This is a genomic window from Empedobacter sp. UBA5036 (genome assembly GCF_002415215.1).
GTDB lineage: Bacteria > Bacteroidota > Bacteroidia > Flavobacteriales > Weeksellaceae > Empedobacter > Empedobacter falsenii_B.
Map to the genome: position 1 here is coordinate 79,652 of NZ_DICC01000068.1, position 16,900 is coordinate 96,551.

Genomic DNA, 16,900 nt, shown 5'->3' on the forward strand with positions numbered 1-16,900 from the left:
CAAAACAGTTGTCGTTCTAACAAAGTTACAAAAAGTATACCTTATTATATAATCAAGATTTTGTGTAATATTTCTGATTATTTTTTCAATAAAATCTTAAACTCAGTTCCGATTTCTTTGGATGATTTGGCAACAAATATTTTTCCTTTGTGATAATCTTCGATAATTCGTTTGGCTAATGATAATCCCAATCCCCAACCACGTTTTTTTGTTGTAAAGCCAGGTTGAAAAATTTTTTTCTGTAATTTGGTCGGAATTCCAGAACCTGTATCAGCAATAGAAATTTCGACAAATTTACCTTTCGTTTTTATATCGATATCCAAAACGCCTTTATTTTGCATTGCATCAGCGGCATTTTTCATCAAATTTTCGATAACCCAACTATATAAAGAAGAATTAAGATTGATGTTAAATTCATCGACATCGGTAGTAAAGTTTAATTCAATTCCTTTCGAAATGCGTTGCGAAATATAATCCACTGTTTGTTTGGAAGTTGAAATAATATCAGTTTGTTTGAGTTCAGAAGTTGAACCAATTTTCGAGAAACGTTCGGCAATATGTTTCAATCGATCCACATCTTTTTCAATTTCTATGACTGAAGTTTGATCGATTTCTTCCAATTTCAATAATTCGACCCAACCCATCAACGAAGAAAGTGGTGTACCAATTTGATGTGCCGTTTCTTTTGCCATTCCAGCCCATAAATAACTTTTTTCGGTGTCACGAACTGTTTTGAAATACCAGTACGAAAATCCAAAAAACAGTAAAATCAATAAAATAATGATGAGTGGATAATATTGTAATTGATTGAGAAGTTTTGAATTTTTGAAATAAACATAATTTTTAGTTCCGATTAATTCAACATCAATTGTTTGTTCCGACGATTTCATTTTGTTGACATATTTTTTTAATTGAACCGAATCTTTTACGATGGATTCATCAATATTTTTGGTGTCTACAATAATGCCTTTTTCGTCTACAAGTGCAACAGGGATTGATTTGTTGTCTTCAATTAATTTGAATAGAAAATCTTGCGTTTTCGGGTCTAAAAATTCTGATGAGCTTATCAACTCTAGCGATCGCGCATAATTCTCTACACGTTTGTGTTCTTCACGTTTTAGCTCTTGTACAATTTTGTTACTCGACCATATTGTAATAGCGAAAATCACAAATATTATAAAGAAGCCAATCCAACGTTTGTTTATTTTTTTTGTTAGAAAATTTCTCATCTAAATGTAAAATCTTTCTTAAATTTATATCAAATGTAATGATTATTTGATTATAATATATTTTTATGGCGAGATAAGATAAATATGATGAAAGTAATTTTTTTTAAAGCCTTAAATAGTTTATTTTTGTAGCTAAATCTCATAGAGAGTAAAATTTATGGATCGTTTTTCGTTTTTAAATGCCGCTCATTTAGAGTTTATAGGCGACTTATATGATCAATACGTCCAATATCCGGATAGTATTGAACCAAGTTGGAAAGCTTTTTTCCAAGGGTATGACTTTGCGAATGCAACATATGATGGAGAGCCATTATTTGCACCAGCAACACAAACAGCTCCTAACAAAGCTAGTCAAACAACGCAAGCAGTAGTTAATCCTGCAGTAGTATCTCAAGTTCCAGACAACGTACAGAAAGAATTTAAAGTAATCAATTTGATTGATGCTTACCGTACGCGTGGACACTTATTTACAAAGACTAACCCGGTTAGAGCGCGTAGAACTTTTGAACCTACTTTAGACATCAAAAACTTTGGTTTATCTGATGCTGACTTAGATTTAACATTCAACGCTGGTGAAATTTTAGGTATCGGTGGACCAATCACTTTACGTGAAATCATTGGACACTTAGAAAACATGTACTGCGAATCTATCGGAATCGAGTATATGTATGTAAGAGAACCTCAAAGAATTAATTGGATTCAGAATTGGTTAAACCAAAACTTGAATCAACCAAAATTATCTAAAGAGGAGAAAGAACGTGTTTTAGAAAAGTTGAATGAAGCAACTGCTTTTGAAAACTTTATGCACACGAAATATGTTGGACAAAAACGTTTCTCGGTAGAAGGAAATGAATCTTTGATTCCTGCTTTGGATACATTGATTAATCGTTCTGCAGAACACGGCGTACAAGAGGTTATCGTAGGGATGGCTCACCGTGGCCGTTTGAATGTTTTGGCTAACATTTTTGGAAAATCATATTCTCAAATCTTTTCAGAATTCGAAGGAAAAGCTTTTGATACGGATTTAATGGCTGGTGATGTTAAATATCACATGGGATCATCAAATCAAATCAAAGCATTGAATGGAAAAGATATCCGAATCAATTTAGCACCAAATCCATCTCATTTAGAGACTGTAGATGCAGTTGTAGAAGGTATTACACGTGCAAAAGTTGAGGAAGATTATAAAGATGATTATTCTAAAATTATTCCAATCTTAATTCATGGTGATGCTGCTGTAGCTGGACAAGGAATCGTTTACGAGGTTGTTCAAATGGCAGGATTAGACGGATACAAAACAGGTGGAACAGTACACGTTGTGGTAAATAACCAAATTGGGTTTACAACAAACTATTTAGATGCGCGTACATCTACATATTGTACAGATGTTGCAAAAGTAACATTGTCTCCTGTAATGCATGTAAATTCTGATGATGTAGAAGCGGTAGTTCACGCTTTCCGTTTTGCAGCAGATTATCGTGCAGAATTCGGTTCTGATGTATTCATCGATTTATTAGGATACCGTAAATATGGACATAACGAAGGTGATGAACCAAAATTCACTCAACCTAAATTATATAACTTAATCGCTAAACACCCAAATCCTCGTGAAATTTACAAGGATAAATTATTAAAAGAAGGTGTAATAGGAGAAGAAATCGTTAAACAAAAAGAAGCAGAATTTAAAGCTTTATTAGAAACGAATTTCGAAGCTTCTAAAGAAATTGAGCGTAATCACATTTTCCCTTTCATGCCAGAAGAGTGGGAAGGATTTGAAATAGCTGATGATGCAAAAGTTTTTGAACAAGCAAATACTTCTTACGACGAAGCAAAATTAAAAGAAATTGCAAAAGCTGTTTCTACAGTTCCTGAAGGTAAAAAATTAATCAAAAAAGTTTCTCGTTTAATTGAAGGACGTGGAAAAATGATTGAGGAAGATAAAATTGACTGGGGATTAGGAGAAGCTTTAGCTTTCGGTTCTATCTTAACAGACGGACGTAACGTGCGTGTTTCTGGGGAAGATGTAGAACGTGGAACTTTCTCTCACCGTCATGCGGTTGTAAAAACTGAAGACACAGAAGAAGAAATTATCTTATTAAACCATATCAATAATGAACAAGGTCAATTAAGAATCTATAATTCATTATTATCTGAGTATGCAGTTTTAGGTTTTGATTATGGATATGCAATGGCAAATCCTAAAGCGTTAACTATTTGGGAAGCTCAATTTGGAGATTTCGTGAATGGAGCGCAAATCGTAATCGACCAATATATTTCTGCAGCAGAAGATAAATGGAAATTACAAAATGGTTTAGTAATGTTATTGCCTCATGGATATGAAGGGCAAGGAGCAGAGCACTCTTCAGCACGTTTAGAGCGTTTCTTACAAATGTGTGCTGGTAACAATATGTTTGTTGCAAATATCACAACTCCAGCTAACTTCTTCCACGCATTAAGAAGACAGGTTGTAACAGATTACCGCAAACCATTGGTTGTAATGTCACCAAAATCATTATTACGTCATCCATCAGCAGTATCATCATTAGCAGATTTCGCAAATGGAGGTTTCCAAGAAATCATCGAAGATGTAACAGTAGATGCGAAAAAAGTGAAAAAAGTAGTTTTCTGTTCAGGAAAAATCTACTACGATTTAGACAAAAAACGCCAAGAATTAGGTGATAAAGAAACTGCAATTATTCGTTTAGAGCAATTATATCCTTTAAATGAAGAAAAAGTAGATGCTATCATCTCTAAATTTGGTAATGCTAAATTGGTTTGGGCACAAGAAGAACCAGAAAATATGGGAGCTTGGATGTATATCTTACGTAAGTTAAGAAAATATCCATTCGACGTAGTTTCTCCAGCAGAAAGTGCTGCAACAGCACCAGGTTCAAGTAAACGTTGGGCTGCAATTTACGAAGAGGTAATTAATAAAGTATTCAATTAAAAAATAAAGCTAATAGATATGTTAGAAATGAAAGTCCCATCACCAGGGGAATCAATCACAGAAGTAGAGATCGCTACGTGGTTAGTAAAAGACGGTGATTACGTAGAAAAAGACCAAGCAATTGCTGAGGTTGACTCAGATAAAGCAACATTAGAATTACCAGCAGAAGAAAGTGGAATTATCACTTTGAAAGCGGAAGAAGGTGATGTTGTAGAAGTAGGACAAGTTGTTTGTCTTATTGATACATCAGCTGCTAAACCAGAAGGAGGAAGCGCTCCAGCTGCAGAAGCACCAAAAGCTGAGGTTAAAGAAGAAGTAAAAGCTGCTCCAGCTCCAGTTGCTACGCCAGCACCTGCTGCTCCAGCTGCAACTTACGCTACGGGAACTCCATCTCCAGCGGCTAAAAAAGTTTTAGACGAAAAAGGTATCGATGCTTCTCAAGTAAAAGGTTCAGGACGTGACGGACGTATCACTCAAGATGATGCAGCTCGTTTTACACCAGCAATGGGAACTTCTACTCAAGGAACTCGTGCTCAATCAGAGAAAAAATTATCATCATTACGTCGTAAAATTGCACAACGTTTAGTTTCTGTTAAAAATGAAACTGCAATGTTAACTACATTCAACGAAGTTGATATGTCTGCAATTTTTGCTTTACGTAACCAATATAAAGACGAATTCAAAGCTAAACACGGTGTTGGTTTAGGATTCATGTCTTTCTTTACAAAAGCAGTTACACGCGCATTAGAGTTATACCCAGACGTAAACTCTATGATTGACGGTGACTACCAAGTAAAATTTGACTTTGCTGACGTTTCTGTTGCAGTATCAGGACCAAAAGGTTTAATGGTGCCAGTTGTACGTAATGCAGAAAACTTAACTTTCCGTGGTGTTGAGCAATCTATCAAAGATTTAGCAATCAAAGTACGTGACGGAAAAATTTCTGTTGATGAAATGACAGGAGGTACATTTACAATCACTAATGGTGGTGTATTTGGATCTATGATGTCTACACCAATCATCAACCCACCTCAATCAGGTATCTTAGGAATGCACAATATCGTTGAGCGTCCAGTTGTTAAAAACGGACAAATTGTTATCGCTCCAATGATGTATGTTGCTTTATCTTATGACCACCGTATCATCGACGGACGCGAATCTGTAGGATTCTTAGTTGCTGTTAAAGAAGCGGTAGAAGATCCATTAAACGTATTAATGGGAGGTGACGCTAAAAGAGCTTTAGAATTGTAATACATAAAACATTCTAACAATCCATAAATTGAAAGCCATTCGAAAGAATGGCTTTTTTGGTTTATAAGTTGAGATTACCTAATTCTCCCTTCCTCTTCATTTACTTTATTCTCTTTCGAGATGGTTTTATTCAATCGGCCAAAATTATATTTAACACTAACTGATAGTTCTTGATAATCGACTAAAAATAGATTTTTAGAACTTATTTTATCATAATTCAGTGTTTCGCTAAATTTCATTTGTTTGAATAAATCATTGAAACGAATAGAAAAATCAAAGTTTTTGTATGATTTTGTCAATCCAAGATTAACGATAACTTGAGAATTTCGATCATAAATTCCTTCAGTTCGTTTGCTTAACCAATATCCATCAACCATAAAGTTGAAATCTTTTCCCAATTTGAAATTGTGATTAGAGTATAAATAGATATACGGAATCGATTTTTTTAACACAGCTTTTTCATCAATTATTTTACTATAAATTATAGCTAAACTAATTTGTGTTGACCAAAATTTATATTCGAATGGAACATCCAAAGCAACAGAAATGTTTTTTTCTTTTTCGAAATTAATCGTTGTAAATGTTGAAATATTTCTCACATCATTATAAATTAATGTATAATTCATCGGATTTTTACTTTGATAATACGTCACATTCATGTTCCATTTTTTTAATGAATAATTCGCTGAAAATGTGTCGGTGTAAGTAGGTAAAATATTAAAATTTCCACTGTATTCGATATAAGGACTTCCGTACAAATTCCCAGAAGAAAGATTGCTGTAATTCGGTCTATCAATTGTACGTTTATAGTAAATTGTTAACGCATTTTTATTATCAAAAGTGTAATTAATTTCTGCATTCGGAAACCAATCGATGTATTTTTTATCAATATCCGAAAGTTGTTTTATTTCATCAAAACCTTTAGAATTAGTCGTTTCTGTTCTTAATCCAGCTTTATAATTCCATTTTTCATAATTTTTAGTGTATTGCAAATAGGCGGAAAGATTCAGTTCTTTGAAATTATAAAGAAATTCTTCTGATGATTGTTGAGGAAAAAATGTTTCATTATTCGTCTCAGATTTTGCATGCGTAAAACGTCCTCCAAATTCAATTTTTTGATCAGATTCAAACTTTTTCTCTACATCAAATTTTCCTGCAAAAACCTTAAGACGATATTTTTGATAGCGCGATTGATTGTATTTGATATTATTCTCATTAATCTTATTGTAAAAATAATATATTGTTCCTGTGTTATAAATCGTGTATTGTAATCCTGTTAAAATACTTGCGTCAATTGATTGAATATTTTTATTGTAATTCACCAAAGTATTCACAAAATTTCGATGATTTTCATTATCATTTAACGTTAAAATAGATTGATTTTCATTGTTTTCGGTATATTCTGTTTTGGTATCAAGCAAACCTTTATCTTTTCTAAAATTTGAATTAATAGCAAACGAAAAATAATCTCCAGATTCATTTAATTCCTGAAAAAAGCTTGTGTTTACAATAAAATGTGGACGTTTAGTTTGCGATTTTATGAAATAATTGGACTGAATATTTTTGTCTTTTATGCGATAATCGAATCCATTTCCTTCCCACGGATTTAGTTGATTATAAGATGCGTTCAGTTTAAATTCGCTTTTATTTTTACGAATTTGAAAAGTCGAATTGAAATAATTATTAAACTTTCTTTTGAAAGATAATGTTTCTTGCAAAGTCAATTTTAAACCTTCTTTTTTACTTTTCTTTAGATTAATTTTTACGATAGATTTTCCATTTGCTTCATATTTAGCAGAAGGGTTTTTGATAATTTCAATCGATTTTATGTCCTCAATTGCTAAACTCGAAATGGTAGAAAAATCAACTTGTTGATCGTCCAAATACAACAAAGGATTTCCTTTTCCAATAATCGTCAATGTTTCTTGATCTGCGCCTAACATGACGCTTGGTAATTTTGAAAATAATTCTTTAGTTGTAGCAAGTTTATTAAAATTTGAATTGGCGACATCAATATTATAATTGCCATTTTCTATTTTGAAAGTTTCTTTTTTTCCATTGATTATAACTTCATCAATTTGTACAGTTTCATCAATATTTAAGTGAAATGTTTTATTTTCGTTTAAATAAAAAGGTTCTTCATCTTGAATATTATTGTCATAAATAACAGAAATTAAATAGATTTTAGGTTCTAAATTTTCAAAGTTAAATTTAGAATTTTCAGTTTCAATTGTTTGAATAACATTTTGAAATTCATCGTATAAAATAACTTTTGCGTGAATTGTTTTTGACTCTTTTTCTGATGAAATATAGCCTGTAATCGAATATTTTTCTTGTGCAAAAGCAAAAGAGCTAATCAAAATGAGAATTAATTGTAGAAACTTCATAATAAAATTGTGTTGATTATTGTTTTACTTACATTTAGAGGAAGTAAAATTTTTGTTTGAACAATTTTAATTTATATTTTTAAATGTTTTTTATCAACTTGGTGTCAAATGATAATTGTTTACAATATTATTTAAATTAAAGAAATACAATATGTTACGTTTTATGATTTCGGGAAATAGGTTTCTTAAATTTATTATAGTTATTCTATTCATATTCAGTTCAGTAAATATGTTTGGAAAAACACAAAAAGATAAAGCTGAATTTTTGCGTCAAAAAAATAATGATTTGGTTGAAGAAAATCTTCGAATTATTGATTCAACGATTTCAACAGCTTATCGATTGAATGATAAAGTTGTGTTGAGTGAAGCTTATATCGAAAAAGGAAATTATTTTTTGGAGCAACGTAATTACAATAATGCATTGAAAAATTTCACCATTTCGAAACAACTATCAACTGAAATAAAAGATGATTTTACATTTTATTCTTCGCTTGTTGGAATTGCGAAAACAAAAGAAAACTTACATGAAATCAAGGAATCTATAGTGTTATACGAAACTTCTTTATCATATTTCGAAAAGCATAAACAGCAACCAAAATCGTTCAGCATTTATCTTTCCATTCTTGGGAAATTGTCTTATTTATATAGCAAAACAAATCATCTGAACAAAAGTGATTATTACAACAAAATTGAATTATCTGAAACGGTTGATACGGTAAATTATCAATATGCTTTGAAGAATAAAGGAATTATTGATTTCTACAAAAAAGATTATAATTCGGCATTTAATACATTGAAAAAAGCACAACAAGCTTTCTGGAAGCAAAATGATATCAAATGGTATGTGATTTCGGAGCAATTTTTAGGTGAAATTTTATATCAACAAAAGCGAAATAGAGAAGCAATCCAATATTTTGAAAATGTTGTGGAATTCTCAAAACAATATAAAATTCTTGATGAAGAACTGCGACTTTCTTATGAACGAGTAGTTGAATACAACGAGAAATATGGAAATAGTCGAGATAAATTATTATCTGTAAATAATTTATTGTCTTTTGATAGTTTATTTTATGTGGCTGATCATACTGTTTTGAAACCAAATCTCGAGAAATATGAAAATACATTCCTGAAAACTGAACGAAATTTATTGAAAGAAAAGAATCAAAACTTCAAAAGATCTTCATTTTTTGGTTTAGTAGTAATTCTAATTTTTGGTGGAATTGTTTTTTATAAAATGAATCAAAAACATCAAAAAAAGAAGAATTATTTACAAAAATGTCTTGATGAAATAACAATACTTGAGTTAGATATTAAGGAAGAAAATCAATTAGAAAAAACAAAATTCGAAGTTGAAATTGATGAAGATTTCGAACAAAGTTTGCAATTATTTGAAGAACAAAAGTTATTTCTAAATCCAAAATTTTCGTTGAATGATTTGGTTCTAGAATTGAACGCCAATCGAACAATTGTGTCAAATTATATTAATCGTTCGAGATCGAAAAATTTTAACCAATATATCAATGAATTGAGAATTAATCATCTTTTGAAACGAATTGAAAATGAGCCAAATCTCAAAAAATACACAATTGATGCGTTGGCAGAAGAAACAGGTTTTAATTCGAGAAAGACTTTTTCAGATGCTTTTTTGGAACATACAGGTTTTCGTCCGTCTCAATATTTACGGAATATTCTTGAATAAAAAAAGCAATCCAATTGGATTGCTTTTTTTATTATTATATGAAATTGATTAATTCACTTTACTTAATGTACGAACTCTAATTTCTTGTAAAACATCTTCTACAGACATTCCTAAATAAGCACCTTCTTCTACAATTGGATACAATTGATCATAAGACATAATACGTGTATTGTCGATACGTAAATTTACGTGAGAACGATTGAAATCTCTGTGAGATTTAACACCTGTTGCAGAAATTAATTCAGATAAAATATGCATTGTTTTCTTGTGGAAATTATACATACGAGTCGCTTTATCTTCTACGTCTAAACCTTTCATCAATTCACGATCTTGTGTCGCAACACCAACTGGACATGTATTTGTATTACATTGTAAAGCTTGGATACATCCTACAGCCATCATCATAGCACGAGCCGAATAAACTAAATCTGCACCAATCGCCATTGCACGAGCAATGTGGAAAGAAGAAATAATTTTTCCAGAAGCTACAACACGAATATCTTTTTTAAGACCATAACCGCGTAACGTATCAACTGCGAAAGCTAAACCATCTAATAAAGGCATACCCAATGAGTTTGAGAACTCTACAGGAGCAGCTCCTGTTCCTCCTTCACCACCGTCAATTGCTATATAATCTGGTTTGATACCCGTTTTAATCATTGCTTCACAAATTTCGATAAACTCACGTTTAATCCCTATACACAATTTGAAACCAACTGGTTTTCCACCTGATAATTCTCTTAATTGTTTGATGAAATGTAACATTCCTTCTGCATCAGAGAAAGCTGAATGAGATGGAGGAGAATCAACAGTTGTATATGGTTCTACAGCACGAATCTTAGCGATTTCTGGCGTATTTTTATTTGCTGGTAAAATTCCTCCGTGACCTGGTTTTGCACCTTGAGAAATTTTTAACTCAATCATTTTTACATTTGGTAAAGTAGCGCGTTCTACATACTTATCTGGGTCGAAACCACCATCAGTAGCACGACAACCAAAATATCCGGTACCAATTTGCCAAATTAAATCTCCACCTGGCTGTAAGTGATATGGAGAAATTCCCCCTTCACCAGTATTGTGTGCAAAGTTTCCTAATTTGGCTCCTTTGTTCATCGCTAATACAGCATTCTCACTTAACGAACCAAAAGACATTGCAGAAATATTTAATAAACTTGCTAAATAAGGTTGTTTACATTCACTTCCACCAACTTTTACACGTGGATCATCAGCATGTTTGATTTTTCCAGCATACATCGAATGATTTAACCACTCATATCCTGGTTCATAAACATCTAATTGTGTCCCAAAAGGAACTGTGTCAATTACATTTTTTGCACGACGATACACCATACTACGCATTAAACGGTCAATAGGTTTCCCTTCAGTATCCGTTTCAACAAAGTATTGCATGATTTCTGGACGAATACTTTCTAATAAATAACGACCATGTCCTACAATAGGAAAGTTTCTTCTGATAGCGTGCTTTGTTTGCGAGATATCAGCAATTCCTAAGGCAATCAAAGGAAGAATAATTATTAAAGACCATAAGATACCTGGCCAAAAATAAGAGATTACTCCAATTGCAACAAGAGTAATGATAGATCCTACTACGAAAAGTTGTCTTACTTTCATAAGTAAAAATTTAAATGATTTTGATTAAAAATTTGGTGTCAAATATATCTAAAAAAACTCGGTTTAACGCCTTTAATTCTGAAATTATTTCTTTTAAAATATTGATTTCAAACGTTAGAGAAAACTGATTATTTCAAATAAGTTAACAATTATCTAATGTCGTGAAATAAAATGAAATATTATTTAGATTTTTTTAAAAGATGTTCAAACTTTTTGAGAAATGTCAAAAGAATTATTCTTTGTAAACTCTCGTTAAATCCAATAATTTGATTGGTCCCATCGAAAAATTCTTAACTTTTTTATTCAAAAATAACGTTGTTTGATCATAGAATAATGGCAAAATTGGAGCGTTTTGCATCATCAATGCATCCATTTTTTGATAAATTTTGGCGCGCTCTTCAGGATTATTGGTCAAAAATGCTTGTTCATACATTTTATCAAATTCACCATTTTTGTAATGTGAATAATTTGGACCTTCTGGCGCAAAGTTTTTCGAATAATATAAGGATAAAAAGTTTTCGGCATCTGGATAATCTGCTCCCCAATTTGCACGGAACAATGTAAATTTTCCTGTTGCTTTTCCATCACGCATCGTTGGTCCAGGTACAACATTCACTTTTATTGGTAAACCTAATTTTGCCATTTCTGCCGCAATATATTCGCAAACATCTACATATTCTTGTACTGTTGTCAGCTCGATTGGCGTAATTTTTTCGTTCGTTTTTTTATAGCTATTGATTAATTCACGTGCTTTTTCGGGAGAATATTTGTAACCACTTTCTGGCGAATAACCTGGTAAACCTTTCGGAATGAAACCTCCATCTGCTTCAAAAGCTTGACCTTTCATCATATATTTGATGATTTTGTTTTTATCAACTCCATAATTTAATGCTTGACGCAATTTCAAATCAACTGCATTGGGCGCATCAAGATAAAAACATAAATAAACGGTACTTAAATAAGGAACTTTTTGAATCGTTAAAATATTTGAATATTTTGGATTCAAATCTCCGATTGGATTTAAAATTTCATCTTTATAAGAAGGATCCAAATCTGCCATCATATCCAAATTACCTTTGATTAATTCTAAAAATTCTGAATTTTTCTCTGGTAAAAATGATAAATTAACCGCTTCTAAATATGGTAAACGTTGTCCTTTTTCATCAAACTCGAAATACTTTGGATTTTTTCTAAAAACCATTTTCACATTATCTTCCCAAATCTTAAATTGAAAAGGGCCTGTACCAATTGGATGTTTCAAGAATTCATCGTTTCCATTTTTGAATAATTCTTTCGGAACAACCGAAGCATATTTCATCGAAATTAATCCCAAAAATGCAGGATAAGCCTCTTTTAATTTAATTTCAAAAAGTGTATCATTTATCGCTTTATATGAATCAATATTATTCATAATCCAACCTCCAGAACCTCCAGCTTTCGGATCTTTTAAACGATTAAAACTATACTCGAAATCTGAAGCCGTTACAATTCGAGTCGAATCTTTTCCGAAAGCTTCATGTTTATGAAAAAAAACATCATTTCTCAAAGTAAAAGAATACGTTTTTCCATCTTCTGAAATTGACCAAGATTTTGCAATATCGGGCTGAATTTCTAATTGATTATCAATTTTCACTAAACTGTTGTACATCAAATTACACGCCCAGTTATTGGCTTGCGTTCTTGCATTAATCGGATCTAAAGAAGAAATATTATCGTAACGATTTAGTTTAAATACTTTGTTTTCATCGATTTCAATTTTCTTAGAACACGAAAATATTGAAACGAATAACATAATGTAGATAAAGTATTTAGTCATTTTGAATAGCTGATTTATTTATGTTTCAAAACTATGGATAATTTCTTAAATTTGCAGCTATGAATAATCAAACTAAAACAGTTGCATTTCATACATTGGGATGTAAACTTAATTTTTCTGAAACTTCGACGATCGCAAGAAACTTGAAAGATAATGGATATCAGAAGGTTGAGTTTACAGATTCTGCGAATGTGTACGTAATCAATACATGTTCGGTAACCGCAAATGCAGACAAAGAGTGCAGAACGATTGTGAAAAATGCAATGAAAGCAAATCCAGAAGGTTTTGTTGTCGTTGTAGGTTGTTATGCGCAGTTGAAACCGCAAGAAATTGCGGAAATGGAAGGTGTTGATTTGGTTTTAGGAGCTGCAGAAAAATTTAATATTGCTGAATATTTAGACGATATCAATAAAAAAGAAGAAACAATTGTACATTCTTGTGAGATTGAAGAAGCCGATTTTTACGTTGGTTCTTATTCAATTGGCGATCGTACGCGTGCTTTTTTGAAAGTGCAAGATGGTTGCGATTATAAATGTACATATTGTACAATTCCTTTGGCTCGTGGAATTTCGCGTTCAGATACAGTTGAAAATGTTATCAAAAATGCGAATGAAATTGCACAAAAAGGAATCAAAGAAATTGTATTAACGGGTGTAAATATTGGTGATTACGGTAAAGGTGAATTCGGGAATAAAAAACACGAACATACTTTCTTGGAATTGGTACAAGAATTAGATCAAGTTGATGCGATAGAACGAATCAGAATTTCTTCGATTGAACCAAATTTATTAAAAAATGAAACAATTGATTTTGTTTCAAAAAGTAATCGATTTGTTCCGCATTTCCATATTCCATTACAATCTGGTAGCGATGAGATTTTGAAGAAAATGAAACGTCGTTATTTATCTAATCTTTATTTAGATCGTGTAACAAAAATTCGCGAAGTGATGCCAAATGCGTGTATTGGTGTAGATGTAATTGTTGGTTTTCCAGGAGAAACAGAAGAATTGTTTATGGAAACATATAATTTCTTAAACGAATTACCAATTAGCTATTTACATGTATTTACTTATTCGGAGCGTGATAATACAGAAGCGATCGAATTTGAAGGAGTTGTAGATCAAGGAGAACGTAAACGTCGTAATAAAATGTTACGAATTTTATCAGAGAAAAAACGTCAAGCTTTTTATCAGTCTCAATTAAATTCTACTCAAAAAGTGCTTTGGGAACATGATAATAAAGACGGGAAAATGTTTGGTTTTACAGAAAATTATGTAAAAGTTCAGACAGATTTTAATCCTGAATTAGTCAACGAAACGCAAATTGTAGATTTGGTTAGAATCAATCACAATGGAATTGTTGAAGTGAAAATTCAAGAGTTAGAATTAGCAAAATAAAATTGTAAATATTAGTTAAAAAGAAGTTCATGTATTTTGAGCTTCTTTTTTTTTTGATTTACCTTTACATTTAGGAATAATAATTGTAGTTTTAAATAAAAAATCAAGGTCATGAAAATTATACACTTTACTTTTATAATTTTGTTGTCATTATTTGTAACAAGCTGTGGAACAGTTCAAGTAAGTACAGATTACGACAGATCAACAAATTTTGCTTCATATAAAACTTATACTTTTCACCAAAAAGGATTAGATAAGTTAAAGGTTAACGATTTGGATAAGAATCGACTAATTAAAGCAATTGATGCACAAATGGCTACAAAAGGATTTACAAAAGTAAGTTCTGATGCAGACTTAGTCATTAATTTATTGACAAGTTCTAAAGAACAAGTTTCTGTAAATAATAACAATTGGGGCTACGGTCCTTATGGTTACTATGGCGGATATTACGGCGGAAATAGCGTTTCTTCTTATCAAGCAGGAACAATTGTAATAGACATTATTGATGATAAACGTAATATATTGGTTTGGCAAGGTGTTGGTTCTGATCTTAATTTGAGTAATATCAGTGCTAAAGCGGAAAGAATCCCGAAAGCAATTGAAGAAATTCTTGCTAAATTTCCTCCTCAACCAAAAAAATAAATTTTCGAAAATAATATAGAAAGTTCTTCATTTGGAGAGCTTTTTTTATGAAATGAAGTTTGTATTAAAAAAAGCTTTAATTTTGTTAAAATTATACAATAACTTATGAAAATTTAAAAACCAATCTATTAAGTTTATTTCTTTTAAGTTTATCTACTTTTTCTTTTGCTCAAATCGAATTTGGAGTTAAAGGAGGTGTTGGACTTAGTAACACAACTATTGTTCATGGAGTTTCTAAAGAGAGAGTTGGATTTTTAGTTGGAGGAGTTGCAAAATATCAATTAACTACTCGAAACGAAAATCATTATTTACAAGCCGAAGTTTTATATACTACTCAAGGTGAATATTCGTTATATAAAGAAGGTGGAGAGAAATACAAAGCTTTCTTAAATTATATCAATATTCCAATTATGTATAAATACTATTTTGATGATCAAGGAAAAGATTTCTTCGTTGAAGGTGGTCCTCAATTAGGTTTCAAAGTATCAGAAAAATTTGATGAAAATGAACCTGAAAGAGAAAATAATGTTCCAAAATCGTTTGATTTAGCATTTAATATTGGTGGTGGATATTCTATTGATAGAAAATACGAAATTAATTTACGCTATCAATATGGTTTAATAGATACTTACGACTATAAACGTTGGGATAATGGAACAAATCGTTCATCATTTTTAACTTTAGGAATTACATATTTCTTCAAATAAATTCAAAACCGCTTTATAGCGGTTTTTTTATTATCTTGTTTTAAAATTTAGTCAATGAATTTTAAACAAATTATTATTTTAGGTTTTTTCTTAATTAGTAGTAATCTATTTGCACAAAATACAATTAAAGGAAAAGTGATTGATGAAAAATCGCTTCCAATTATTAATGCTGAAATCTATGTCGATAATTCTACGATTAAATCAAAAACGAACGAAAAAGGTGAATTTGAACTAAGTCTTCCTAATGGACAATATAACTTAATTGTTCGTGCAAGTTTGTTTGAAAATTATATTTTGAATGTTAATACAAATCAAATTACATTTTATAAAGTAGTTTTAGAACCTGAAGTGGTAGCGTTGCAAGAAACAGTTGTTCAAGCAATATCTAAAGAAGATTGGTTGTATTATTATCAGACTTTTTTGAAATTGTTTTTGGGAAGTAATGAAGCTGCAAAAAAATGCAAAATAGAAAATTCGAAAGACTTAAGGTTTAAATATGATAAAAATACACGACAATTATCTGCTACTTCTAGAAATCCTTTAATCATTACAAACAATTACTTAGGTTATAAAATCGAGTATGACTTGGTTGATTTTAATGTTGATTTTAAGTCAAATTATGTCTTAACTCTTGGAACAGCACTTTTTACTGAGTTAAAATCATCAGCTTCTAAAGAAAAAAAATGGCAAGAAAATCGTCGTAAATCTTATTTAGGAAGTATTACTCATTTTATGAAAGCAGTTTATGAGAATAAAATTGAGGAAGAAGGATATGATATAAAACGATTGATTCGCAAGGATAATCCTGAATACATAAAATTTAAAGAAGAAACTTTGTTAGGAGGTAGAATTGAAGGTAAAGTTCCTCCAAAAATAATTACTTACTTAGTTAATCAAAAAGTTCCATCTGATAGTTTGAAAATCGTTGATAATAATAATCAGTATCTTAATTTTAAAGGATTATATTCAGTTGAATACAAAAATGAAAAAGAGGATTTGGACTATGCAAAACAGAATGGTGCAAAATATATTTCGAACCAACTTTCTATTTTCGCTATAAAAAGCGATTTATTAAAAATTGAAGAAAATGGTACATATTACCATCCTGCTAATTTGGTTGTTGAAGGATATTGGAGCTGGGAAAAAATAGCAAACATGGTTCCTATGGATTATAAAATTGAGTAATATTTAAA

Annotated in this window: 11 protein-coding genes; 7 read left to right on the top strand and 4 right to left on the bottom strand. The window is 31.0% G+C overall.

Features of this window, described 5'->3' with window-relative positions; all coding sequences use genetic code 11:
* Window positions 1-77 precede the first annotated feature (77 nt).
* Window positions 78-1,229: a sensor histidine kinase gene (locus B4J88_RS13115; protein ID WP_291067809.1), complete on the bottom strand. Its 1,152-nt coding sequence runs from the start codon at window positions 1,227-1,229 to the stop codon at window positions 78-80.
* A gap of 157 nt (window positions 1,230-1,386) precedes the next feature.
* Here B4J88_RS13115 and B4J88_RS13120 point away from each other — a divergent pair, with 157 nt between their 5' ends.
* Together B4J88_RS13120 and odhB are read left to right on the top strand one after the other, a co-directional pair.
* Window positions 1,387-4,176 (top strand): 2-oxoglutarate dehydrogenase E1 component, encoded by a 2,790-nt coding sequence (locus tag B4J88_RS13120; RefSeq protein WP_291067810.1) that lies wholly within the window; start codon window positions 1,387-1,389, stop codon window positions 4,174-4,176.
* An 18-nt stretch (window positions 4,177-4,194) separates the two neighbouring features.
* Complete coding sequence (odhB, locus tag B4J88_RS13125; RefSeq protein WP_185096030.1) at window positions 4,195-5,427, top strand: 2-oxoglutarate dehydrogenase complex dihydrolipoyllysine-residue succinyltransferase; 1,233 nt, start codon at window positions 4,195-4,197, stop codon at window positions 5,425-5,427.
* Window positions 5,428-5,501: 74 nt separating this feature from the next.
* Here the strand turns inward: odhB and B4J88_RS13130 are convergent, their stop codons facing one another.
* Window positions 5,502-7,814: an outer membrane beta-barrel family protein gene (locus tag B4J88_RS13130; protein WP_291067811.1), complete on the bottom strand. Its 2,313-nt coding sequence runs from the start codon at window positions 7,812-7,814 to the stop codon at window positions 5,502-5,504.
* A 229-nt stretch (window positions 7,815-8,043) separates the two neighbouring features.
* On the opposite strand from B4J88_RS13130, the gene B4J88_RS13135 reads away from it, so the two are divergent.
* Window positions 8,044-9,513, top strand: a complete 1,470-nt coding sequence (locus B4J88_RS13135; protein WP_291059101.1) for a helix-turn-helix domain-containing protein — start codon at window positions 8,044-8,046, stop codon at window positions 9,511-9,513.
* Between the two features lie 48 nt (window positions 9,514-9,561).
* On the opposite strand, the gene B4J88_RS13140 is transcribed toward B4J88_RS13135, so the two are convergent.
* Window positions 9,562-11,145: an FMN-binding glutamate synthase family protein gene (locus tag B4J88_RS13140; protein ID WP_291067812.1), complete on the bottom strand. Its 1,584-nt coding sequence runs from the start codon at window positions 11,143-11,145 to the stop codon at window positions 9,562-9,564.
* Window positions 11,146-11,377: 232 nt separating this feature from the next.
* The gene (locus tag B4J88_RS13145; RefSeq protein WP_291067813.1) at window positions 11,378-12,961 is read right to left on the bottom strand and encodes an ABC transporter substrate-binding protein; all 1,584 of its coding nucleotides are present in this window, start codon (window positions 12,959-12,961) and stop codon (window positions 11,378-11,380) included.
* A gap of 59 nt (window positions 12,962-13,020) precedes the next feature.
* Here B4J88_RS13145 and mtaB point away from each other — a divergent pair, with 59 nt between their 5' ends.
* The 4 genes from mtaB to B4J88_RS13165 all read left to right on the top strand — a co-directional run bounded on the left by mtaB (window position 13,021) and on the right by B4J88_RS13165 (window position 16,892).
* The gene (gene mtaB / locus B4J88_RS13150; protein WP_038332401.1) at window positions 13,021-14,358 is read left to right on the top strand and encodes a tRNA (N(6)-L-threonylcarbamoyladenosine(37)-C(2))-methylthiotransferase MtaB; all 1,338 of its coding nucleotides are present in this window, start codon (window positions 13,021-13,023) and stop codon (window positions 14,356-14,358) included.
* A 111-nt stretch (window positions 14,359-14,469) separates the two neighbouring features.
* A complete protein-coding gene (locus B4J88_RS13155; protein WP_114999525.1) occupies window positions 14,470-15,000 on the top strand; it encodes a DUF4136 domain-containing protein in 531 nt (176 codons plus the stop codon).
* 98 nt (window positions 15,001-15,098) lie between these two features.
* Entirely contained in the window at window positions 15,099-15,707 is a 609-nt protein-coding gene (locus tag B4J88_RS13160; protein WP_221855012.1) for a porin family protein, read from the top strand.
* Between the two features lie 54 nt (window positions 15,708-15,761).
* Entirely contained in the window at window positions 15,762-16,892 is a 1,131-nt protein-coding gene (locus B4J88_RS13165; protein ID WP_280049813.1) for a carboxypeptidase-like regulatory domain-containing protein, read from the top strand.
* The last annotated feature ends 8 nt before the right edge of the window (window positions 16,893-16,900 follow it).

Coding starts and splice junctions, on each gene's coding strand:
- B4J88_RS13115 (WP_291067809.1), bottom strand. CDS start 1,229: ATGAGAAATTTTCTAACAAAAAAAATAAACAAACGTTGGATTGGCTTC.
- B4J88_RS13120 (WP_291067810.1), top strand. CDS start 1,387: ATGGATCGTTTTTCGTTTTTAAATGCCGCTCATTTAGAGTTTATAGGC.
- odhB (WP_185096030.1), top strand. CDS start 4,195: ATGTTAGAAATGAAAGTCCCATCACCAGGGGAATCAATCACAGAAGTA.
- B4J88_RS13130 (WP_291067811.1), bottom strand. CDS start 7,814: ATGAAGTTTCTACAATTAATTCTCATTTTGATTAGCTCTTTTGCTTTT.
- B4J88_RS13135 (WP_291059101.1), top strand. CDS start 8,044: ATGTTTGGAAAAACACAAAAAGATAAAGCTGAATTTTTGCGTCAAAAA.
- B4J88_RS13140 (WP_291067812.1), bottom strand. CDS start 11,145: ATGAAAGTAAGACAACTTTTCGTAGTAGGATCTATCATTACTCTTGTT.
- B4J88_RS13145 (WP_291067813.1), bottom strand. CDS start 12,961: ATGACTAAATACTTTATCTACATTATGTTATTCGTTTCAATATTTTCG.
- mtaB (WP_038332401.1), top strand. CDS start 13,021: ATGAATAATCAAACTAAAACAGTTGCATTTCATACATTGGGATGTAAA.
- B4J88_RS13155 (WP_114999525.1), top strand. CDS start 14,470: ATGAAAATTATACACTTTACTTTTATAATTTTGTTGTCATTATTTGTA.
- B4J88_RS13165 (WP_280049813.1), top strand. CDS start 15,762: ATGAATTTTAAACAAATTATTATTTTAGGTTTTTTCTTAATTAGTAGT.